We start from the raw sequence: 22,646 nt of genomic DNA on the forward strand, positions 1-22,646 counted from the left end.
TGCGACTACGTGGATGATGCGGTGCTCTCGGGGCCCTCGGAGGTGCCCGGCTCCTCCGGGCACCCACAGGACGTGCGATGGACGAACGCGCAGGGCAGACGCACCGTGCGGGTCGGCCGGTGCGGCTCGTCCAGGCGGTCCAGGAGCACCTGGACCGCCTGCGCGCCCAACTCCCTGCTGGGCTGGGCGATCGCGGTGAGCCGGGGTGAGAACAGATCGGCCCAGGCGAAGTCGTCGAAGCAGCACAGGGCGACGTCGTCCGCAACGGACAGGCCCTGTCGGCGCAGGGTGCGCAGGGCGCCGATGGTCATCGCGTTGTTGGCGGTGACAAGTGCCGTGGGCGGATCGGGCAGGCCGAGCAGGGCGGCCGTGGCCTGCTCGGCACCCGTGGCCTCGGAGTTCCCCGACACGAGGAGCCGTTCGTCGTGGGCCAGGCCGGCGGCGGTGAGGCCGTCCCGGTATCCGGCCACCCGCTCACCGGTGGTGCTGAACCCGGGCTGGCCCGCGACCAGGCCGATCCGGCGGTGTCCCAGCCCGGCGAGGTGCCGGACGAGACGGGCGGTCGGTCCGGCGCTCTCGGCACACACCTGGTCGTACCACGGCGCGTCCTCGCCGTGGGCGGTGTCCGCCCCGCCCTTGGTCGCGATGCCGCTCATCACGCCCGCGTCGATCACCCGGTCGAGGAACACGGTCGGCACGGCGTGGCGACGCAGATAGCCGACCAGATCGTCCGGATGCGCGGATGGAGCGACGATCACCCCGTCCACCCGGCGCTCGTGCAGGAGCTGGACGACCTTGCGTTCGTGCCCGGGATCGTCATGGGGGTCCGCGATGAGCAGGCTGTAGCCCGCTTCCAGGGCGGCGGCCTCGACGCCCTGGAGGATCTCCGTGAAGTACGGGTTGCTGATCGCCGACACCGCGAGCCCGATGGAGCGGGTGCGGGAGGTCACCAGGGAGCGGGCCAGGGTGTTGGGCGTGTAGCCGAGGGCGTCGACGGCGTCCAGCACCGCCCGGCGGGTGTGGGACAGCACCGGGCGCGTGCCGTTCAGGACGTGGGAGACGGTCGCCACGGAGACCCCGGCGCTTCGCGCGACGTCGGCCATGGTGGGCATCGTGTCTCCCTCCCGAACCGATCGAGTGCAGGCATTCCGGCCGGGACGCTATCCCATCGACCGCCCTCGCGTAAACGCTTGCGCAAGCGTTTACGTCCCGCCCCTCAGCCGCCGCCCCCATCGGCACCCCACACCCCTCACCGCCACCCACTGCACCTTTCGGCCCCTGACCGCCGCCCCTAGCCCCCTGCCCCTCACTCCTCACCGGCACTGTTCCGTCCCGACCGACGCTTTGTGGCGCGCCCACGTGTCGTCGCCATCGCCACCCCGGCCCGGGGCCGACCCTTCTGCCCGGGTATCGTCGCCCGCACACCCCCTGAGCAGTGGAGTCACCAGATGCCTGCGCACCCCTCCGCGAGCCGCCGTACCGTCCTTCGAGGGGCCGCCGTGGCCCCGGTCGCCGGGCTCGGCCTGGCCGCCTGCTCGGCGCCGGGGCAGGGCAGCGGGGGCGCGGCCACTCCGACGGCGCCGGTGGACCTCGGCGCCGAGAGCGAGGTCTCGAAGGGTGGCGCCAAGCTCTACCGTGACCACAACGTGGTGGTCAGCCGCGACGGGAGGGGCGAGCTGAAGGCGTACAGCACGATCTGCACGCACGCCGGGTGCCCCATCGACAAGCTGCAGGGGACGACCCTGGTCTGCCCTTGCCACGGCAGCCAGTTCGACGCCGTGACGGGCAAGGTGGTCCAGGCGCCGGCCACCGAGCCGCTGGCCGAGCTGCCGGTGAGGAACACGAACGGCAGGATCATCGCCGGCCCGGGCGCCTGAAGCCCCTCGGCGGACCGGCTGCGCGACCCGGATCGGCACGGACCATGTGACCCAGTCCCGGCGATCAGCTCGCCGCGCGGCTGACCCCCCGCTGTGGCAGGTCCAGCCCGGACCGCATCAACAGGTATGCTCCCGCGGCGACTTCACTCCCACTCCCAGGCGATGCCGACGATGCCCGGACGTATCCGTGGCTCGACCACATGGACGCAGTGGTGCGGGCCGGTGACCGGCAGTTCGTGTCGGCCGCTGCGGGGGGCCGCCGTCGAGTGCTGGGTGAAGCGATGGCAGCGGGCGGGCAGCGAGGCCGCGTCGAAGCGCACCTGGAGCGCGTACTGGCCGCCGGGGAAGCCGAAGCGGTGGAGGTACTCGCGAGAGGGCCCGGCCGTGCCGTCCTCGATGCCGTACCGGAAGAGGAAGGTGTCGCCGGTGCGCAGCCGCGTGCCGAAGAGCAGCTCCGCCACCAGCACGCCGGTCTCCCGGTCCCAGCTGACACGGCCCGTGCGGCAGTTCTCCAGCGCGCGCACTCTGATGTCGTGCGGGCGGCAACCGGGGTCGCCGTGGTGCACGGCCACGAAACGGTCGACGCCGTCGCGGTGGGCCCGCACGATGTGGTGGGCCTCGCGATCCGCCAGTTCGCGCCGGGCGCCGATACGGACGCATTCGTGGTGGCCCAGGGTGTGCAGCCCGCCGTCGAGGGAACAGCCCAGCTCGGTCCGGAGCCGGTCCAGGACGTCCGAGGCCTGGATCAGTGAGCGGTAGGAGCGCCCTGCCGGGCGGCCCGTCGCCACGCGTTCGTCGACCTCGGCGAGCAGCCGGATCAGTGACTCGTCCGGCAGCTGGAGGATCTCCTCCAGCGCCCGTACGGCGCGCAGCGACTCGGGGCGCTGCGGGCGGCGGGCGCCCTGCTGCCAGTAACTCAGGCTGGTGACACCGACTTTGACCCCGTGCCGGGACAGGTGGTGCTGGACGCGCTGGAGCGGCAGCCCGCGTGCGGCGATGGCGGCGCGCAGCGCCACATGGAAGGGGCCGCCCCGCAGGGCCGTGTCCAGTTCCGCGGTGGGGAGGTGCGCGTGCTCTGTGGCATGCCGCATGCCGGGGCGCCTTTCTGTGAGGTGTCGCTACGGCTGGTCAGACCGTCTGCGCCGGTGTGCGAGGCCCCCCGTGGGCGCTGTGAACGCCCGTGACTGCGCACACCGCCCCCGTATGTGTGCGTGCACGGCCCCGAGTTCCCCCGCATTGAAGCGTGTTGACCAGACCCCGACAACACCTGGAACCCGCCACGACCGAAGCCGACCGGGTTGCGACGGCGTGTCGTGGCCGGCCGTTCGCGGGCATCACGCCCGTTGCCCTGCCGGTGGGAGCATCGGCGGGTGACAGAGATCCGGACACGAGCCGGTGAGCGCGCGGCCGTGACGGCCGACGAGGCGGCAGCCGTCCTGCGGCGGCGGATCGCCGAGGGCCGTGTCGAGACCTGGCTGACCGGCTCCGCCGGGTGTCCGGGCGGTGCGGCACCTGCCCGGACGAGGGCACCGTGCCGCTCGACGAGGCCTTCCGGATCGTCCGGTACATGATCGGTACGGGACTGCCGCCCGTGGACACGGGATGGCGCGTGCGGCGGTGAGCGGCACGGACGTGGGGGTTGTCCACAGGCTCGTCGTGGTGTCGGTGCTCGCCAGTAGGGTGTGAGACATGGCCGACCCCTCCAGCTACCGCCCCAGGCCGGGTGAGATCCCGGACTCTCCCGGGGTGTACAGGTTCCGTGACGAGCACCGCCGGGTGATCTACGTCGGAAAGGCGAAAAGCCTGCGCCAGCGCCTGGCGAACTACTTCCAGGACCTGGCGAACCTGCACCCGCGCACCCGGACGATGGTGACCACCGCCGCGTCCGTGGAGTGGACCGTGGTGTCCACGGAGGTCGAGGCGCTCCAGCTGGAGTACTCCTGGATCAAGGAGTACGACCCCCGGTTCAACGTCAAGTACCGCGACGACAAGAGCTACCCGTACCTCGCGGTGACGCTGAACGAGGAGTTTCCGCGCGTGCAGGTGATGCGCGGTCACAAGAAGAAGGGCGTCCGGTACTTCGGGCCGTATGGGCACGCGTGGGCCATCCGGGACACCGTGGATCTGATGCTGCGCGTGTTCCCGGTGCGCACCTGCTCGGCCGGCGTGTTCAAGAACGCCGCCCGCACCGGCCGCCCCTGCCTGCTCGGCTACATCGGCAAATGCTCGGCTCCCTGTGTCGGCCGGATCAGCGCCGAGGACCACCAGGAGCTGGCCGAGGAGTTCTGCGACTTCATGGCCGGCCGCACGGGTACCTACCTCCGCCGTCTGGAGAAGCAGATGATGGAGGCGGCGGAGGAGATGGAGTACGAGCGAGCCGCCCGGCTGCGCGACGACATCGAGGCCCTGAAGAAAGCGATGGAGAAGAATGCCGTCGTGCTCGCCGACGCGACCGACGCGGACCTCGTCGCCGTCGCCGAGGACGAGCTGGAGGCTGCCGTGCAGATCTTCCATGTGCGGGGCGGCCGGGTGCGCGGCCAGCGTGGCTGGGTGACCGACAAGGTCGAGGAGATCACCACCGGCGCCCTGGTCGAACACGCCCTGCAGCAGCTCTACGGCGAGGAGACCGGGGACGGGGTCCCCAAGGAGGTGCTGGTCCCGGCGCTGCCCGAGCCCGTCGAACCGGTCCAGGAGTGGCTGACCGGCCGCCGAGGGGCCAACGTCTCACTGCGCATCCCGCAGCGCGGCGACAAGAAGGCGCTCATGGAGACCGTGCAGCGCAACGCCCAGCAGGTCCTCGCGCTGCACAAGACCAAGCGTGCCTCCGACCTGACCACGCGCTCGCGCGCCCTGGAGGAGATCGCCGAGTCCCTCGACCTGGACAGTGCCCCGCTGCGCATCGAGTGCTACGACATCTCGCACCTGCAGGGGGACGACGTGGTCGCCTCCATGGTCGTCTTCGAGGACGGTCTGCAGCGCAAGAACGAGTACCGCCGCTTCCAGATCAAGGGCTTCGCGGGCCAGGACGACGTCCGCTCCATGCACGAGGTGATCACCCGCCGCTTCAAGCGCTACCTCGCCGAGAAGCAGAAGACGGGGGAGTGGGCCGAGGACCCCGGCGGCGCAGACGCTCTCACCGGCACCGATGACATCCTCGCCGGCACCGGCGATGCCCTCGCCCGCACCGACGATGCCCTCGCCGACGGCGACGGCGCGCTCACCGACACGGACGTGCTCACCGGCACGGACGTGATCACCGACTCCCTCAAGGACGACGAGGGCCGTCCCAAGAAGTTCGCGTACCCGCCCCAGCTGGTCGTCGTCGACGGCGGACAGCCCCAGGTCGCCGCGGCCCGGCGCGCCCTGGACGAGCTGGGCATCGACGACATCGCGGTCTGCGGCCTCGCCAAGCGCCTGGAGGAGGTCTGGCTGCCCGGCGACGACGACCCGGTGGTCCTGCCCCGCACCAGCGAGGGCCTGTATCTGCTCCAGCGCGTACGGGACGAGGCCCACCGGTTCGCGATCACCTACCAGCGCACCAAGCGCGCCAAGCGCTTTCGGGCCGGCCCCCTGGACGACGTCCCCGGCCTCGGCGTTACCCGCAAACAGGCGCTCATCAAGCATTTCGGCTCGGTGAAGAAGCTGCGGTCCGCCACAATCGAACAGATCCAGGAGGTGCCCGGGATAGGCCGGAAGACGGCCGAGACGATCGCCGTGGCCCTCGCCCAGGCGGCCCCGGCCGCGCCCGCCGTGAACACGGCGACTGGAGAGATCATTGAAGACGAGGAACCGGAGACGACGGACGGTTCCTCGGGGGAGCCCGTAACCGCGGGCCTCCCGGACGAACGACGGGGGCAGGAGACATGACCGAGCACGAGGCACAGCCCACAGCGAAGAGAGACCGGGCCCACAACCAAGCGGGGCAGGATCAGCCTGAGCCCGCGGCCGGTGAGGAGCCCGAGGCGCAGGAAAACGGAGAACAGGTGAGCACGGACGGTACGCCGGCCGGGGGGCCCGAAGCGGCCATCCCCGAGCTGGTGATCATCTCCGGCATGTCCGGAGCGGGACGGTCGACGGCGGCCAAGTGTCTGGAGGACCTCGGCTGGTTCGTCGTGGACAACCTCCCGCCCGCCCTCATCCCCACGATGGTGGAGCTGGGCGCCCGCTCGCAGGGCAATGTGGCGCGGATCGCGGTCGTCGTGGACGTGCGCGGCCGCCGCTTCTTCGACAATCTGCGCGAGTCGCTCGCCGACCTGGACACCAGGGGCGTCACCCGGCGCATCGTCTTCCTGGAGTCCTCGGACGAGGCCCTGGTGCGCCGCTTCGAGTCGGTGCGCCGCCCGCACCCGCTGCAGGGTGACGGCCGCATCGTCGACGGCATCGCCGCCGAGCGCGAGCTGCTGCGCGAGCTGCGCGGCGACGCCGACCTGGTGATCGACACCTCCAGCCTCAATGTGCACGAGCTGCGCGCCAAGATGGACGCCCAGTTCGCCGGCGAGGAGGAGCCCGAGCTGCGGGCCACCGTGATGTCCTTCGGCTTCAAGTACGGCCTCCCGGTCGACGCCGACCTGGTCGCGGACATGCGGTTCCTGCCCAACCCGCACTGGGTCCCGGAGCTGCGCCCGTTCACCGGTCTGAACGAGGAGGTCTCCGCCTACGTCTTCAACCAGCCCGGTGCCAAGGAGTTCCTCGATCGGTACGCCGAACTCCTGCGGCTCATCGCGGCCGGCTACCGGCGCGAGGGCAAGCGGTATGTGACCATCGCGATCGGCTGTACGGGCGGTAAGCATCGCTCGGTCGCGATGTCGGAGAAACTCGCCGCGCGTCTTGCGGCCGAGGGTGTGGAGACGGTGCTCGTACACCGGGACATGGGACGGGAATGACGGAACGTACACCGCGGCTGAGCAGGCTGCGCCGAATGGTGCCCGACTCGCGTGCCGGCCGCCCGGCCGAGGCTCGCGGCGCCCGGCCCCGTCGGCGCGGCGCGCAGCCCAAGGTCGTCGCGCTCGGCGGCGGCATGGGCCTGTCCGCCTCGCTCGCCGCGCTGCGCCGGATCACCGGCGACCTCACCGCCGTCGTCACCGTGGCCGACGACGGCGGTTCCAGCGGCCGGCTCCGTGACGAGCTGGGCGTGCTGCCGCCCGGTGATCTGCGCAAGGCGCTGGCCGCGCTGTGCGGCGACGACGAGTGGGGCCAGACCTGGGCCCGGGTCATCCAGCACCGCTTCCAGTCCAAGGGCGACCTGCACGAGCACGCGGTCGGCAATCTGCTGATCGTCGCCCTGTGGGAGCAGCTCGGTGATCATGTGCAGGCCCTGGACCTGGTCGGCAAGCTGCTCGGTGCGCACGGCCGTGTGCTGCCCATGTCGGCCGTGCCGCTGGAGCTGCAGGCCCTGGTCAAGGGGCACGACCCGCAGCGCCCGGAGGATGTGGACACGGTGCGCGGGCAGGCGACCGTCGCGCTCACGCCCGGTGAGGTGCAGTCGGTCCATCTCGTGCCGAACGACCCGCCGGCGGTCCCCGAGGCCGTGGCCGCGGTCCTGGACGCCGACTGGGTGGTGCTCGGTCCCGGGTCCTGGTTCTCCTCGGTGATCCCGCACCTGCTCGTGCCCGAGCTGCTGGACGCCCTGACCGAGACCAAGGCGCGCAAGGTGCTGTCCCTGAACCTCGCCCCGCAGCCGGGAGAAACCGAGGGCTTCTCACCGCAGCGTCATTTGGAGGTTTTGGGCCGACACGCCCCTAAACTCGCCCTGGACGTGGTGCTGGCCGACGAGGCCGCCGTGCCCGACCGCGACTTGCTCACCGAGGCCGCCAAACGGCTGGGAGCCGCGATCGAGCTGGCTCCGGTGGCCCGAACCGATGGATCACCCCGGCACGATCCGGAGCTGTTGGCCGCCGCGTACGACCGTATTTTTCGGATGCATGGAAGGATCGGCCCATGGCGATGACGGCAGCGGTGAAGGACGAGATCTCCCGGCTCCCCGTCACCCGGACCTGCTGCAGGAAGGCGGAGGTCTCCGCCATTCTGCGGTTCGCCGGCGGCCTTCACCTGGTGAGCGGGCGCATCGTGATCGAGGCGGAGCTGGACACCGCGATGGCGGCCCGCAGGCTCAAGCGCGACATCCTGGAGATCTTCGGGCACAGTTCCGAACTGATCGTGATGGCGCCCGGCGGGCTGCGCCGCGGCTCGAGATACGTGGTCCGGGTCGTCGCGGGCGGTGATCAGCTGGCCCGTCAGACGGGGCTCGTGGACGGCCGGGGCCGCCCGATCCGGGGTCTGCCGCCACAGGTGGTCTCGGGGGCCACGTGTGACGCGGAGGCGGCCTGGCGCGGTGCCTTCCTGGCGCACGGTTCGCTGACCGAGCCGGGCCGTTCCTCCTCGCTGGAGGTGACCTGCCCGGGTCCGGAGGCCGCGCTCGCGCTGGTCGGCGCCGCTCGCCGGCTGTCGATCGCCGCGAAGGCCCGTGAGGTGCGGGGGGTGGACCGGGTGGTGGTCCGGGACGGCGACGCGATCGGCGCGCTCCTGACCCGCCTCGGTGCGCACGAGTCCGTGCTGGCCTGGGAGGAGCGCCGGATGCGCCGTGAGGTGCGGGCGACGGCCAACCGGCTCGCCAACTTCGACGACGCCAACCTGCGCCGGTCGGCCCGCGCGGCCGTGGCCGCCGGTGCCCGGGTACAGCGCGCCCTGGAGATCCTGGGCGAGGAGGTGCCCGAACACCTCGCGGCCGCCGGCCGGCTGCGCATGGAGCACAAGCAGGCCTCCCTGGAGGAGCTGGGCGCGCTCGCCGATCCGCCGCTGACCAAGGACGCGGTCGCGGGCCGTATCCGCCGGCTGCTGGCGATGGCCGACAAGCGCGCCGCCGACCTGGGCATCCCGGGCACGGAGGCGAACCTCTCGGAGGAGCTGGCGGACAACCTCGCCGGCTGACCCACTCACGTCAACAGGCCGGTGCCGGGGCCCACTTGGGTCTCGGCACCGGCCTTCGCGTGTCCGAGGGACCCTCGTTTACGTGGCCGTCAGGCGCTCTTGACTCGATCATGAACTGACATGAGCCTGGCAACTTGTTCGCCGTCGTGGCGGACCACCGCTAGGGGGGTTCATGAGACACAGAGCGAGATCGATCCTCGCTGTCGGCGCGCTCCTGATCGGCGGAGCGAGCCTCGCACCCGTAGCCCAGGCGCAGAGCGGAAGTCCGGCGAAGTCCGACCCGGACGCGGTCAAGGTCTTCCGCGCCGATGTCACCAAAGCGCAGATACCGCTGCTCCTGCGGGCCGGCCAGGACGGTGACGAACTCGGCGAGCAGGTCACCCGCAGCGGAAAGTCCGAGGTCGAGGTCTACCTCACCGACCAGCAGGCCGCCAGGCTCCGCGATCAGGGCGTGGACCTCACCGAGCGCACCGTCCCGGCCAAGGCGCGGGCGCGCCTCGCGAAGGCGTCCCAGGGCGTGTTCCGCCCGTACGGCGGAGCCGGCGGGCTGAAGCAGGAGATTCTCGACACCGCCCAGGCCGACCCCACTCTCACCAAGGTCGAATCCATCGGAAAGACGGTCAACGGCCAGGACATCCTCGCGCTCAAGCTGACCAAGAACGCGAAGCGGTCGAAGGACGGCTCCAAGCCGTCCGTGCTGTACCTGTCCAACCAGCACGCGCGCGAGTGGATCACCCCGGAGATGACCCGCCGTCTGATGCACTACTACCTGGATCACTACCGCACCGACCGGCGCATCCGGAAGATCGTCGACTCGACGGAACTGTGGTTCGTGATCTCGGCCAACCCCGACGGCTACGACTACACGTTCAAGAACTCCGAGACCCGCCTGTGGCGCAAGAACCTGCGCGACGTCAACGGCGACGGCGTCATCGACACGGGCGACGGTGTCGACCTCAACCGCAACTTCCCCTACAAGTGGGGTTACGACGACGAGGGTTCGTCCCCCAACCCCACCAGCGAGACCTACCGCGGCGCGAGCCCCGAGTCCGAGCCCGAGACCAAGGCGCTCGACCGCTTCGAGAAGCGCGTCGGGTTCAGATACGCCGTCAACTACCACTCGGCCGCCGAACTGCTCCTCTACGGCGTCGGCTGGCAGGTCGCCACGCCCACCCCGGACGACGTCCTGTACAAGGCCCTCGCCGGCACCCCGGACAACCCGGCCGTCCCCGGCTACCGTTCACAGCTCTCCTCGGAGCTGTACACCACCAACGGCGAGGCGGACGGACACGCGTCGAACGTCAACGGCGTCGCGATGTTCACTCCCGAGATGTCGACCTGCGAGACCGCGGCGAACGTCGACCCGAACGACGCGTGGCGGCCCGAGGACTGCCGTTCGGTGTTCGAGTTCCCCGACGACGAGAAGCTGATCCAGCAGGAGTTCGCCAAGAACATCCCGTTCGCGCTCTCCGTCGCCGAGACCGCCGTACACCCGGACGAGCCGGCCTCCTCGGTCGGGCTGAGCGCCGCCGACTTCACCCCGGCCGCGTTCCCCACGTCGTACTCCCGGGGCGCGGACCAGGAGGTCTCCGTCGTCGTCCGCAAGGCGATCCGCGACAAGGAGCTGAAGTACCGCGTCAACGGCGGCCGCGTTCTCGACCAGGCACTCCGGCGCTGGAAGGGCGGCGAGACCTACGGCGGCGAGGACGACCTGTACTTCGACGAGTACCGGGCCAAGGTGCGCGACGGCGAGCCGGGCGACAAGGTCGAGGTGTGGTTCACCGGCGAGACGGGGAGCGGCAAGAAGGTCACCGGCCCGCACTTCACGTACACGGTCGCCGAGCGGCCCGCCGCGGACACGCTCGTCGTCGCCGAGGAGGGCGCGGCGGCCACGCAGACCCAGAAGTACGTGGACGCGCTGAAGGCGGCCGGGCACAAGGCGATCGTGTGGGACGTCGCCACCCAGGGCGCCCCGGACGCGCTCGGCGTGCTGAAGCACTTCCGGACGGTTGTGCACTACTCCGGCGCGAAGGGCCCCGGAAACGCCACCCAGCTGCAACTGCGCGCCTATCTGAACGAGGGCGGCAGGCTGATCGAGGCCGGTGAGCTGGCCGGCGGCAGCGTCGACCTCGGCGACGGCACCCCCTCGGACGACTTCAGCCAGTACTACCTGGGCGCCTACAGCCGTACGTCGACCAAGGGCGCCACCGGGTTCACGGGCTCCGGCGCCCTCGACGGCTACACCGGCGCCCTCGGTGACGCGCCCGGCAGCCCGCTGGAGGCGGCCGGCACCTACGGCGTCACCTCCGACGAGCTGCCGAGCGCCACGTACCCGCAGTTCAAGAGCGCGGGCGCGGGCCGGTTCGCCGGGACCGTCAACCCGTACGGGCCGTACTCGGGGTCGTACATGGCCGCCGCCGTGCACACCGACGACGCCTACAAGCGCCTCACCCGCACCATCGACCTCACCGGTGTCAGTGCCGCCGACAAGCCGGCCCTGAGCGCCCGGATGCTGTGGGACACCGAACCGGGGTACGACCACGCGGTGGTCGAGGCGCACACGGTGGGCGCCGAGGACTGGACGACTCTGCCGGAGGCCGGCGGCGCCACGAGGACGGCCGTGCCGGCGGACTGCGGGCAGGGCTTCCTGATCGCCGAGCATCCGTGGCTGAAGCACTATCTGACGCTCACGGCGGGCGCCTGCACCGCGACCGGCGCGACCGGCTCCTGGAACAGCCTCACCGGCAGCTCCGGCGGCTGGCGCCAGGTCACCTTCGATCTCAGCGCCTACGCGGGGAAGTCCGTCGAGGTGTCGATCGGCTACGTCACCGATCCGGGCACCGGCGGACACGGCGTCCTCGTCGACGACGCCTCGCTGGTCGTCGGCGGCACGGCGCGGGAGACCGAGGGATTCGAGTCGTCCCTGGGGGCCTGGCACGTGGCCGGCCCGCCCGTGGGCAGCCCGGCCGTCCTGAAGGACTGGACGCGCTCGGGGGCGCTGTTCCAGACGTACGGAGCGGTCACCACGGACGACACGGTGCTGCTCGGTTTCGGCCTGGAGCAGGTGCCGTCGGCGGCCGATCGCACGGCCCTGGTGAAGAAGGCGTTCGCGGCGCTCGACGGGTGAGGGCGGCCCTCTGCCGGCACGTGAGGGCCGCCACGTTGACAGAACCCGCCCCCCTTGTTCCAACAGGTGAGCGGGAGCGCTCTCAACGGTGCGCGAAAGGCTTCCTGATCAAGTGAGCCGACCCGCTCACGAACGAGTGAAGAGAGTGCAAAAACCGCCCGACATTCCCTACTAAATACGGGTGAAACAACTGCCGATCCGAGACGGTCCGTACCCCTACTGACGGGTACGGACCGCCTGCCCGTGTATGGGCCATCTCGATGTCACCCCGGGGCCCGCAGGGAGGTAGGGTCGGTGGTGGTCGGGGACATCCCAAACAGAGCTCGCCGGCACCGCATGGCCGGCGTACCACGAGGAGATCGGTTCGTGACGATCCGCGTAGGCATCAACGGCTTCGGCCGCATCGGCCGTAACTACTTCCGCGCGCTGCTGGAGCAAGGTGCGGACATCGAGGTTGTGGCTGTCAACGACCTGGGTGACACCGCCACCACGGCCCACCTGCTCAAGTACGACACGATCCTGGGTCGCCTCAAGAAGGAGGTCTCCCACACCGACGACACCATCACCGTCGACGGCCACACCATCAAGGTGCTCGCCGAGCGCGACCCGGCCAACATCCCGTGGGGCCAGCTGGGTGTCGACATCGTCATCGAGTCGACCGGCATCTTCACCAAGCGCGAGGACGCCGCCAAGCACCTCGCCGGTGGCGCCAAGAAGGTCCTCATCTCGGCTCCGGCCAAGGACGAGGACATCACCATCGTGATGGGTGTCAACCAGGACAAGTACGAGGCGGCCAGCCACCACGTCATCTCCAACGCCTCCTGCACCACCAACTGCGTGGCGCCGATGGCGAAGGTCCTGGACGAGAACTTCGGCATCGTCAAGGGTCTGATGACCACGGTGCACGCGTACACGAACGACCAGCGCATCCTGGACTTCCCGCACAAGGACCTGCGCCGCGCCCGTGCCGCCGCCGAGAACATCATCCCGACCACCACGGGTGCCGCCAAGGCCACCGCGCTGGTGCTGCCGCAGCTCAAGGGCAAGCTGGACGGCATCGCCATGCGCGTCCCGGTCCCGACCGGCTCGGTCACCGACCTCGTCGTCGAGCTCGGCCGCGAGGTCACCAAGGAAGAGGTCAACGCCGCCTTCCAGAAGGCCGCCGAGGGCGAGCTGAAGGGCCTCCTCGACTACACCGAGGACCCGATCGTCTCCTCCGACATCGTCAACGCCCCGGCGTCCTGCACCTTCGACTCGTCCCTGACCATGGTCCAGGACGGCAAGAACGTGAAGGTCATCGGTTGGTACGACAACGAGTGGGGCTACTCCAACCGCCTCGTGGACCTGACGGTCTTCGTCGGCGGCCAGCTCTGATCGCCGCACCAGGCACCTCAGTGTGAGTGCAGGGCTCGGGCAGCGCAGGGACGCGCTGTCCGGGCCCTGACTCACGTACAGAACAGCCATGGCTACGATCACGGAGCACCATCAGCCCTCGGGAGCCCCATTCATGAAGACGATCGACGAACTCATCCAGGACGGTGTCGAAGGCAAGCGGGTCTTCGTCCGCGCCGACCTCAACGTCCCGCTGGACGGCACCACCATCACCGACGACGGCCGCATCCGCGCCGTCGCCCCCACCATCGCCAAGCTCGCGGCAGCCGGCGCCAAGGTGATCGTCGCCTCCCACCTGGGCCGTCCCAAGGGCGCCCCGGACCCGCAGTTCTCCCTCGCACCGGCCGCGACGCGCCTCGGTGAAATCCTCGGGAAGAACGTCTCGTTCGCCGCCGACACCGTCGGCGACAGCGCGAAGGCCACCGTGGCCGCCCTGGCGGACGCAGAGGTCGCCGTCCTGGAGAACCTCCGGTTCAACGCGGGCGAGACGAGCAAGGACGACGCCGAGCGCGCCGCCTTCGCCGGCCGGCTCGCCGCCCTCGCCGACGTCTACGTCGGCGACGGCTTCGGGGCCGTGCACCGCAAGCACGCCTCCGTCTTCGACCTGCCGAAGCAGCTGCCGCACTACGCCGGCGACCTCATCGCCACCGAGGTCGGCGTCCTGAAGAAGCTCACCGAGGACGTCAAGCGCCCCTATGTCGTCGCGCTCGGCGGCGCCAAGGTCTCCGACAAGCTCGCCGTCATCGACGAACTGCTCGGCAAGGCCGACCGCCTGCTCATCGGCGGCGGCATGGCGTACACCTTCCTCAAGGCCAAGGGCTACGAGGTCGGCATCTCCCTCCTCCAGGAGGACCAGATCCCGGCCGTCACCGAGTACATGGAGCGCGCCGAGAAGAACGGCGTGGACCTGGTGCTGCCTGTCGACGTCCTCGTCGCGCCGGAGTTCCCGGACCTGAAGACCAAGGCCCCGGCCAACCCCACCACCGTCGACGCGGACGCCATCCCCGCCGACCAGGAGGGCCTGGACATCGGCCCCAGGACCCGAGAGCTGTACGCCTCGAAGCTCGCCGACGCCGCGACCGTCTTCTGGAACGGTCCCATGGGCGTCTTCGAGCACCCCGACTACGCCGAGGGCACCAAGGCGGTCACCCAGGCGCTCGTCGCGTCGGACGGCTTCACCGTCGTCGGCGGCGGTGACTCCGCCGCGGCCGTGCGTACGCTCGGCTTCGACGAGAATGCATTCGGCCACATCTCGACCGGTGGCGGCGCCTCCCTCGAATACCTCGAGGGCAAGACGCTCCCCGGCCTCGCCGCACTGGAGGACTGACCTTTGAGCACGCGCACGCCGCTGATGGCGGGCAACTGGAAGATGAACCTCAACCACCTCGAGGCCATCGCACACGTCCAGAAGCTCGCCTTCGCCCTGGCCGACAAGGACTACGAGGCCGTCGAGGTCGCCGTCCTGCCGCCCTTCACCGACCTGCGCTCCGTGCAGACCCTGGTCGACGGCGACAAGCTCAAGATCAAGTACGGCGCCCAGGACATCTCGCAGCACGACTCCGGTGCCTACACCGGCGAGATCTCCGGCCCGATGCTGGCCAAGCTGAAGTGCACCTACGCGGTCATCGGCCACTCCGAGCGCCGCCAGTACCACAACGAGACCGACGAGCTGGTCAACGCCAAGGTCAAGGCCGCCTACAAGCACGGCCTCACCCCGATCCTGTGCGTCGGCGAGGAGCTGGACGTCCGCGAGGCGGGCAACCACGTCGGTCACACCCTCGCCCAGCTCGAGGGCGGTCTGAAGGACCTCCCGGCCGAGCAGGCCGAGACCGTAGTGATCGCCTACGAGCCCGTGTGGGCGATCGGCACCGGCAAGGTGTGCGGCTCCGAGGACGCCCAGGAGGTCTGCGCCGCCATCCGTGCCAAGATCGCCGAGCTGTACTCGCAGGACGTGGCCGACAAGGTCCGCATCCAGTACGGCGGCTCCGTGAAGTCGGGCAACGTCGCCGAGATCATGGCCCAGGCCGACATCGACGGCGCCCTGGTCGGCGGCGCCTCGCTGGACGCCGACGAGTTCGTCAAGATCGTGCGATTCCGCGATCAGTAGGACGGGCTGTGAGTAGGCGGTAGCGGCGATACGTCGTACCCTTGCGGGGGCACAGCCGGTGTGCTGTGCCCCTGTCGTCCATCCGAATCCGAGGAAGTTGGTCCAGCCGTGGTTTTGGGGTTCTCGATCGCCCTGATCGTCTTCAGCCTGCTGCTGATGCTGCTGGTGCTGATGCACAAGGGGAAGGGCGGCGGCCTCTCCGACATGTTCGGCGGCGGCATGCAGTCCTCCGTCGGCGGCTCCTCGGTCGCCGAGCGCAACCTCGACCGGATCACCATCGTGATCGGCGTGCTGTGGTTCGCGTGCATCATCGTTCTCGGCATCCTGATGAAGACGAACAGCTGATACTCCGCTCAGCACACACATCACGCATATTCGGTACGTAGGGCCCCATGTTCGGTACGCGCTCGTGAGCGCGGCCTATCATGGGGCTTGCGTCTAGGTGTGGGGGTTGTAACTCCAATCACTGGACGCGCGTTGGGCCTTACGTAGACTGAGGCGCTCGCAGCGAAGCGGAACGCCGACTCGCTTCGCGGCACCATCACGCAGGGAGTTACGACCGTGGCAAGTGGCAACGCGATCCGGGGAAGCCGGGTCGGAGCGGGGCCGATGGGCGAGGCCGAGCGCGGCGAGTCCGCGCCGCGTCTGCGCATCTCCTTCTGGTGCTCCAACGGGCATGAGACCCAGCCGAGCTTCGCCAGCGACGCGCAGGTGCCCGAGACCTGGGACTGCCCGCGCTGCGGCTTCCCGGCAGGTCAGGACCAGGACAACCCGCCGGACCCGCCGCGCACCGAGCCGTACAAGACGCATCTCGCGTATGTGCGCGAGCGGCGCAGCGACGCGGACGGCGAGGCGATCCTCGCCGAGGCGCTCGCCAAACTGCGGGGCGAGATCTAGGACTTGACACCGGCCGGGCGCCCCAAGGCGCCTGGCCGCAGCCGTGTCCGCCCGCGGGCCCGGCCGATTGTCAGTGGCGACCTCTACGGTGAATGCACCGACGCATCGTGAGGGGGAGCCATGGCTGCGAGCGAGGTGGACAGCGGGCGTGCGCCCGCGTGGCACGGGGGATTCGGGCGGTTGTGGACGGCCGCCGTGGTCTCGCGGTTCGGGGACGCGTTACGCAATGCCGCGCTGCCCCTGCTCGCGGTGCGGCTCAGTGCCGAACCACTGGTCATCGCCTCGGTGACGGCCTGCGGCTATGTCCCCTGGCTGCTCTTCGGGCTGCTCGGCGGAGCCGTCGCCGACCGGGTCGACCAGCGTCGGGCGATGTGGGTGGTGGACACGGTGCGCGGCCTGCTCGTGGCCGCGTTCGCCCTCGCCGTGGGCCTGGGGCACGCTTCGATCCCGCTGCTGCTCGCCCTCGCCTTCGCGCTGACCACGCTCCAGACGCTCTTCGACAACGCCTCCACGGCCCTGCTGCCCGCGCTGGTGGACCGTGCCGCCCTGGGCGGGGCCAACGCCCGGCTGATGACCGGGCAGCAGATCGCCGGCGGCCTGATCGCCGCTCCGCTCGTGCCGCTGCTGTTGACGGCGGGCGCCTGCACGCCCTTCGTGGCCGACGCGGGCACGTTCCTGGTGGCCGCCGCCCTGGTCGCCTCTTTGCGGATACGGCCGCCGCAGAGCGGACCGCGCCCGGCGGGCAGCACGCTGAGGGCGGAGATCGGCGCGGGGCTGCGCGCTCTGTGGGGCGACCGGACGCTGCGGGCGACCTGCCTGGCCACGCTGCTGTGCAACATCGGGATGGGCGCGCTGATCGCCACCCTGGCGCTGCACGTGACGCGCTGGCTCGACGCGGGCGACACCGGATACGCGGCCGCGATGACGGCGTACTCGGCGGGCAGCATCAGCGGCGGCTTCATCGCCCAGCGCCTCGCGCGCCGCACCGGGCGGGTGCGGGCCCTGCTGGTCGCCGGCAGCGTGCAGACGGGGTCGCTGCTGCTCGTCGGATCCGTCCGGGACCTGTCCGCACTCGTCGTCGGCATGCTTCTGCTCGGCGCGATGAACATGGTGTGGAACGTCAACCAGGTCACGCTGATGCAGCAGCGCAGCCCCGCGTCGATGACGGGCCGCATCGCCGCCGCCTTCCGTACCGCCTCGACCTCCGGCGCCCCGCTCGGCGCGATCCTCGGCGGGGCCGCGGCCCGGCTGTACGGCCTGAACGCGCCCGCCCTGCTCGCGGCCGTCCTGTTCGCCCTGGCGGTCACCTCGCTGATACCGGCCGGCAAGCCGGACGTACGTGCTGTTGCACCGGACGACGACGTCATGACGGCTCGCGCCGCGCGGTGATCAATTAGGTTGGAACAGCTGGGACAGGCACGAAAGAAGGCGGAAGTCGGAAATGAACGCAGACGGCCGTACCAGGCTCAACCAGACGCCCGAATGGACCGCTCTCGCCAAGCACCGGGAGGAGCTGGCCGGCACCCATCTGAGGGAGCTGTTCGCCGCCGATCCCGGGCGCGGCGAGGGGTACACGCTCCAGGTCGGCGATCTGTACATCGACTACTCGAAGCACCTGGTCACCGATGACACGCTGCGGCTGCTGCGCGAGCTGGCCGCCGCCACGGACGTGTTCGGGCTCAGGGACGCCATGTTCCGCGGCGAGAAGATCAACGTCACCGAGGACCGCGCGGTGCTGCACACCGCGCTGCGCGCCGCGCGCGACGCGGTGATCGAGGTCGACGGCGAGAACGTCGTCCCCAAGGTCCACGCCGTGCTCGACAAGATGAGCGACTTCGCGGACCGCGTCCGCTCCGGCGCCTGGACCGGCCACACCGGCAAGCGCATCAAGAACGTCGTCAACATCGGCATCGGCGGCTCCGACCTGGGCCCCGCGATGGCCTACGAGGTGCTGCGCAGCTTCACCGACCGCGCTCTCACGGTCCGCTTCGTCTCCAACGTGGACGGCGCCGACCTGCACGAGGCCACCCGTGACCTGGACCCGGCCGAGACGCTGTTCATCATCGCCTCCAAGACCTTCACCACCATCGAGACGATCACCAACGCGACCTCCGCGCGCACCTGGCTGCTCGACGGGCTGGAGGGCGACGCCAAAGCGGTCGCGAAGCACTTCGTCGCCCTGTCGACGAACGCCGAGAAGGTCGCCGAGTTCGGCATCGACACGGCCAACATGTTCGAGTTCTGGGACTGGGTCGGCGGCCGGTACTCGTACGACTCCGCGATCGGACTGTCGCTGATGATCGCGATCGGCCCCGACCGCTTCCGCGAGATGCTCGACGGCTTCCGGCTGATGGACGAGCACTTCCGCACCGCGCCCGCCGAGTCCAACGCGCCTTTGCTGCTGGGCCTGTTGGGCCTTTGGTACGGCAACTTCCACGACGCCCAGTCGCACGCGGTCCTGCCGTACAGCCACTATCTGTCGAGGTTCACCGCCTACCTGCAGCAGCTGGACATGGAGTCCAACGGCAAGTACGTGGCGCGGGACGGCAGGCAGGTCGACTGGCAGACCGGGCCGGTCGTGTGGGGCACGCCGGGCACCAACGGGCAGCACGCCTACTACCAGTTGATCCACCAGGGCACCAAGCTGATCCCTGCGGACTTCATCGGCTTCGCCGAGCCGGTGGCCGAGCTGAGCGGTGAACTGAAGGCGCAGCACGACCTGCTGATGGCCAACTTCTTCGCCCAGACCCAGGCCCTCGCCTTCGGCAAGACCGCCGAGGAGGTCCGTGCGGAGGGGGTGGCGGAGGAACTGGTCCCGCACAAGACCTTCCAGGGCAACCGGCCGACGACGACCGTCCTCGCGAAGGAACTGACCCCGTCCGCCCTCGGCCAGCTGATCGCCCTGTACGAGCACAAGGTGTTCGTACAGGGCGCGGTGTGGAACATCGACTCCTTCGACCAGTGGGGCGTCGAACTCGGCAAGGTCCTCGCCAAGCGCGTGGAGCCTGCCCTGACCGAGGGCGCGGAGGTGCCCGGACTGGACGCCTCGACCAAGGCGCTGGTCGGCACGTACCGCCGACTGCGCGGCCGGAGCTGACCGCCGGTCCGGCCGGGGGCACGGAGCACCGGGCGGCGCACGCCGCCCGGTGTCCCGTACACTCCCCGTTGCTCATGAGCACCACAACTCGGGGGAGCGTGCAGTGGCCGGTTCACGGGGGAACCGCACAACGGGCGTGCCGCGCCGCAGGAACTGGCTGAAGGCGCATCACGCGGCCTGGGCGGTGTTCCATCCCGCCTGGATACCCGAGCCGCTCGACCCGTCCGTCGAGGGGCTGAAGCGGATCCGGGTCGCCGCGGGGACGGTCGCCGCCGTCGGTGTCTACACCTTCGTCGAGGGCGGCTTCGCCCTCACGGAGATGCTGCAGAACCTGCTGATCGCCTCCGGCGTGCTGCTGGTGATCGCCCCGCTGACGGTCGGGGTGATGCTGTGGATCTGGCGGCGCACCGGCAGCCTGCGCACCCTGCGCCCGGCACTGCTGAAGGCCTTGGGGCTGCTGCTCACCTTCGTGGGCTCGGTCGTCGCGACCGTCCTGCTGCTGCAGACCAGCAGCAGCTTCAGCGGCTCGCTGCTGATCATCCCGATGGGGCTGTTCACGCTGTGGACGGTCTGGTTCGTCGGCGCCGGTGCCCTGCGGGTCACCGGGAACTTCTTCGGCACGGCAGCCGTCCACCGCTGTCTGCCGCCCCTGCTCGCCATGGTCACCAGCTGGCTGATGGCGCTGCCCGACCTGCTCACCGGTGATCTGCACGGGCTCGGGCTCAAGCTCGGCATCGTGTTCATCCTCGGCGCCCCGGTGACGGTCACCGCCATCGCGCTGTACGAGATGGCCCGGCTCAAGCGGGGACACGGCATCCGGCTGACCGACCACCCGGCGCGGCATCCCGCGCAGGATCCGCACAACCTCCGTAGTCCGTACGGCAGTTGAGCCGCCTGAGGGCGCCGCGGGTCAGGCCACCGCGCCGGTCGTGTCCGCGAGCCGTCTGCGGGCGGCACGGCCCGCGGGCAGCGCGGACAGCAGCGCGGCACCCAGGACCGCGGCCAGGCCGACCGACACGAGCAGCAGCGGTGACGGGGACTGGGCGATACCGGCGCCGATGCCGCTGGAGCCGCCCTGGGCGTCGATCAGCCTGCGGGCCAGCGGCAGCCCCAGTGCCGTGGCGGCGAGCGCCGCGGCCAGGGCCGTACAGCTCGTCGCCGTGACGGTGATCGCGGTGATCTGCCGTGGGGACATGCCGATCGCCTTCAGTGCCAGCACGTCCCGTTCGCTCTCGCGGACGCTGCCGCCGATGGCGGTGAGCAGCTCGACGAGCCCGATCAGGGCCAGTACGGCGATCAGCCCGGCGACGACGGCGCGCAGCGGGGACAGGCCGTCGGCCGGATTCGTCATCGTGTGCACGTCGAGACGGCCGTGGCCGGCCCGGGTCAGCGCGCCGGCCACCTGCTGCGGATCGGCGCCGGGGCGCAGGCGCAGTTCGAGGAAGGCGGCGGTCAGCCCGGGGTCGTTCGCGCGGAGGGTGTCCAGGGAGGTCGTCACGACCCGCCCGGCGTTCTGCGGTTCGATGCTGCGGCCCACGATGTGCAGGATCTGCGGCCGGTCGCCCACCGTCATGCGCACCCAGTCGCCGACCCGGGCGTGCAGCAGATCCAGCAGGCCCTGGCCGGCCACCGCCTCGTCCGGTCCGCGTGCGGCGCGGCCCTCGGCGAGGGCGTACGGGTAGGGCTCGGCGCTGGTGCCTACCCCGCGCAGCGCGATGGTGCCGGTCTGGCCGGGGACCAGCGCGGCCACCTCGACCCCGGGGTAGGCCGCCGCGACCCGGTGGTCAGCGGTCAGCTGGGCCCGTACGGCGGATGCGTCCAGGGTGCCGTCGGAGCGGACCGTGAGGGCCGTCGGCAGCCCCATGCGCTCCGGGCTGCTGTGGAAGCGGTCGATCGTGGTCCAGGCGCTGAGCGCCACCACGATCAGCAGCAGCGGCAGCGTCAGCCGTGCCACGCCGGCCAGCGACCGGCCGCGCCCCGCACACGCCTTGTGGACACCGAGGACCAGCGCGGCCGGCAACCGCAGCCCGAGCGCCCGCCGGGCCGGGCCGCCCAGCCGTCCGCCGGCCGCCGCGGCCGGGCGCGGCACCGGAACCGGCGGCACCCGCCCCGCCCGCCAGGCCGCGAGCCCCGTGGTCAGGCCGATGAACAGCACCGCGCCCAGGGGCACCGCGCACAGCGCCGCGGTGTGCCCCGGCAGCCCCTGCCACACGCCCACCGCATCGCCGAGCCGGCCGGGGATCCGACGGCCCAGGGTCTCGGTGAGCGCAGCGGCGGCCACCGAGCCGAGCAGTGCGTACGCCAGATGCTGCAGCAGGAAGATCCGGACGACCTGGCCCGGCGTGAATCCGATCGCCTTCAGCACCGACAGGTCCCGCAGATGCCCTCGGATGCGGGTGGCGATCGCGCCGTGCACGGCGAACCCCGCCGCGATCAGCGCGCCGAGACCGAACAGGCCGAGCACCTGCCCCAGCAGCCGGTTGTCGCCCTGGGCCGCGGAGCGGGCCTGCTGCCAGGTGGAGACCTCGCCGACCGCGCCCGCGCCGAGCACCGTGACGGCCCGCTGCACCGCGTAGTCCGTGTCGGCCGGGTCGTCCAGCCGCAGCCCGATCACCTGGCCGCCCGGGGCGCGTACGGCGGACGGCAGTGCCCACACCAGCCCCGGCTGCTCACCCGGGCTGTAGTGGGGCTCGGCGCTGTCCGCGATGCCCTCGACGGTCAGGGTGCGGGCGGTGCCGGGCAGCGTGAGGGTGTCTCCGGGCTCGGCCAGCAGAGCCCGGGCCAGGCTGCTCTCCAGGACCACGCCGTCCGGTTCGGCCCCGTCCAGCCAGTGCCCGGCGGTGAGCAGCGGCCGGCCGACGGAGGGCGGGCCGGGGGTGCCGCGCAGTTCCACGGAGGCGCGGGTGCCGCGGACGGCGACGGTGGTGGCCTCGGTGCGGTAGGGGCCGGCCACGGACGCGACGCCGTCGATGCGGGCCAGCCCGTGCGCGTCGGCCGAGGGCACGGTGTGGATCCACACATGCGCCCCGCGGGCCTGGGCGAACACCCGCTGCCAGGGGTTGGTGGCGTACCCGAACAGGGCGGTGGCCAGCAGCAGCGAGGCGACGATCCCGGCGGTGGCCAGCACGAGGAACAGCGCCTCGCCGCGATGCGTCCGCAGATCGGAGTGCGCCCAGCGCAGACTGCCCCGCACGCCGGAGCCCAGGCCCGGCGGACCCGCCG

General features: G+C 70.9%; 17 protein-coding genes. 14 read left to right on the plus strand and 3 right to left on the minus strand.

Features of this window, described 5'->3' with window-relative positions:
* Positions 1 to 5: 5 nt before the first annotated feature.
* Positions 6 to 1,112: a LacI family DNA-binding transcriptional regulator gene (locus tag AQI95_RS21310; protein WP_067125789.1), complete on the minus strand. Its 1,107-nt coding sequence runs from the start codon at positions 1,110 to 1,112 to the stop codon at positions 6 to 8.
* A 336-nt stretch (positions 1,113 to 1,448) separates the two neighbouring features.
* On the opposite strand from AQI95_RS21310, the gene AQI95_RS21315 reads away from it, so the two are divergent.
* Positions 1,449 to 1,877: a Rieske (2Fe-2S) protein gene (locus AQI95_RS21315; RefSeq protein ID WP_067125794.1), complete on the plus strand. Its 429-nt coding sequence runs from the start codon at positions 1,449 to 1,451 to the stop codon at positions 1,875 to 1,877.
* A gap of 143 nt (positions 1,878 to 2,020) precedes the next feature.
* On the opposite strand, the gene AQI95_RS21320 is transcribed toward AQI95_RS21315, so the two are convergent.
* Positions 2,021 to 2,968, minus strand: a complete 948-nt coding sequence (locus AQI95_RS21320; RefSeq protein WP_067125797.1) for a hypothetical protein — start codon at positions 2,966 to 2,968, stop codon at positions 2,021 to 2,023.
* Positions 2,969 to 3,566: 598 nt separating this feature from the next.
* Here AQI95_RS21320 and uvrC point away from each other — a divergent pair.
* From uvrC to AQI95_RS21385, 13 genes are all read left to right on the plus strand, one after another.
* The gene (uvrC, locus tag AQI95_RS21325; protein WP_067125800.1) at positions 3,567 to 5,744 is read left to right on the plus strand and encodes an excinuclease ABC subunit UvrC; all 2,178 of its coding nucleotides are present in this window, start codon (positions 3,567 to 3,569) and stop codon (positions 5,742 to 5,744) included.
* Positions 5,741 to 6,760 (plus strand): RNase adapter RapZ, encoded by a 1,020-nt coding sequence (rapZ, locus tag AQI95_RS21330; protein ID WP_067125803.1) that lies wholly within the window; start codon positions 5,741 to 5,743, stop codon positions 6,758 to 6,760. The genes uvrC and rapZ overlap by 4 nt, the downstream gene beginning before the upstream one ends.
* Positions 6,757 to 7,824, plus strand: coding sequence for a gluconeogenesis factor YvcK family protein (locus AQI95_RS21335; protein ID WP_067125805.1), 1,068 nt, complete (start codon positions 6,757 to 6,759; stop codon positions 7,822 to 7,824). The genes rapZ and AQI95_RS21335 overlap by 4 nt, the downstream gene beginning before the upstream one ends.
* On the plus strand, positions 7,815 to 8,804 hold the full coding sequence (whiA, locus tag AQI95_RS21340; RefSeq protein WP_067125808.1) for a DNA-binding protein WhiA: 990 nt from the start codon (positions 7,815 to 7,817) through the stop codon (positions 8,802 to 8,804). Before AQI95_RS21335 ends, whiA begins: the two co-directional genes overlap by 10 nt.
* 172 nt (positions 8,805 to 8,976) lie before the next feature.
* A complete protein-coding gene (locus AQI95_RS21345; protein ID WP_079071377.1) occupies positions 8,977 to 11,931 on the plus strand; it encodes a M14 family metallopeptidase in 2,955 nt (984 codons plus the stop codon).
* A 366-nt stretch (positions 11,932 to 12,297) separates the two neighbouring features.
* Complete coding sequence (gene gap / locus AQI95_RS21350) at positions 12,298 to 13,305, plus strand: type I glyceraldehyde-3-phosphate dehydrogenase (protein ID WP_067125812.1); 1,008 nt, start codon at positions 12,298 to 12,300, stop codon at positions 13,303 to 13,305.
* A 133-nt stretch (positions 13,306 to 13,438) separates the two neighbouring features.
* On the plus strand, positions 13,439 to 14,650 hold the full coding sequence (locus tag AQI95_RS21355; protein WP_067125814.1) for a phosphoglycerate kinase: 1,212 nt from the start codon (positions 13,439 to 13,441) through the stop codon (positions 14,648 to 14,650).
* A 3-nt stretch (positions 14,651 to 14,653) separates the two neighbouring features.
* Positions 14,654 to 15,430 (plus strand): triose-phosphate isomerase, encoded by a 777-nt coding sequence (tpiA, locus tag AQI95_RS21360; RefSeq protein ID WP_067125818.1) that lies wholly within the window; start codon positions 14,654 to 14,656, stop codon positions 15,428 to 15,430.
* Positions 15,431 to 15,544: 114 nt separating this feature from the next.
* On the plus strand, positions 15,545 to 15,775 hold the full coding sequence (gene secG, locus AQI95_RS21365; RefSeq protein ID WP_067125821.1) for a preprotein translocase subunit SecG: 231 nt from the start codon (positions 15,545 to 15,547) through the stop codon (positions 15,773 to 15,775).
* A 216-nt stretch (positions 15,776 to 15,991) separates the two neighbouring features.
* Complete coding sequence (locus AQI95_RS21370; RefSeq protein ID WP_079060169.1) at positions 15,992 to 16,327, plus strand: RNA polymerase-binding protein RbpA; 336 nt, start codon at positions 15,992 to 15,994, stop codon at positions 16,325 to 16,327.
* Positions 16,328 to 16,447: 120 nt separating this feature from the next.
* Positions 16,448 to 17,716 carry an MFS transporter gene (locus AQI95_RS21375; protein ID WP_079071379.1) on the plus strand — a complete coding sequence of 423 codons (1,269 nt, stop codon included), beginning with the start codon at positions 16,448 to 16,450 and terminating at the stop codon, positions 17,714 to 17,716.
* Positions 17,717 to 17,768: 52 nt separating this feature from the next.
* Positions 17,769 to 19,424, plus strand: coding sequence for a glucose-6-phosphate isomerase (gene pgi, locus AQI95_RS21380; protein ID WP_067125824.1), 1,656 nt, complete (start codon positions 17,769 to 17,771; stop codon positions 19,422 to 19,424).
* 136 nt (positions 19,425 to 19,560) lie between these two features.
* Positions 19,561 to 20,313 (plus strand): hypothetical protein, encoded by a 753-nt coding sequence (locus AQI95_RS21385; protein ID WP_067125827.1) that lies wholly within the window; start codon positions 19,561 to 19,563, stop codon positions 20,311 to 20,313.
* 21 nt (positions 20,314 to 20,334) lie between these two features.
* Here the strand turns inward: AQI95_RS21385 and AQI95_RS21390 are convergent, their stop codons facing one another.
* Positions 20,335 to 22,617, minus strand: a complete 2,283-nt coding sequence (locus tag AQI95_RS21390) for an ABC transporter permease (protein WP_067126345.1) — start codon at positions 22,615 to 22,617, stop codon at positions 20,335 to 20,337.
* Between the last annotated feature and the right edge of the window lie 29 nt (positions 22,618 to 22,646).

It is taken from the genome of Streptomyces yokosukanensis (assembly GCF_001514035.1).
GTDB lineage: Bacteria > Actinomycetota > Actinomycetes > Streptomycetales > Streptomycetaceae > Streptomyces > Streptomyces yokosukanensis.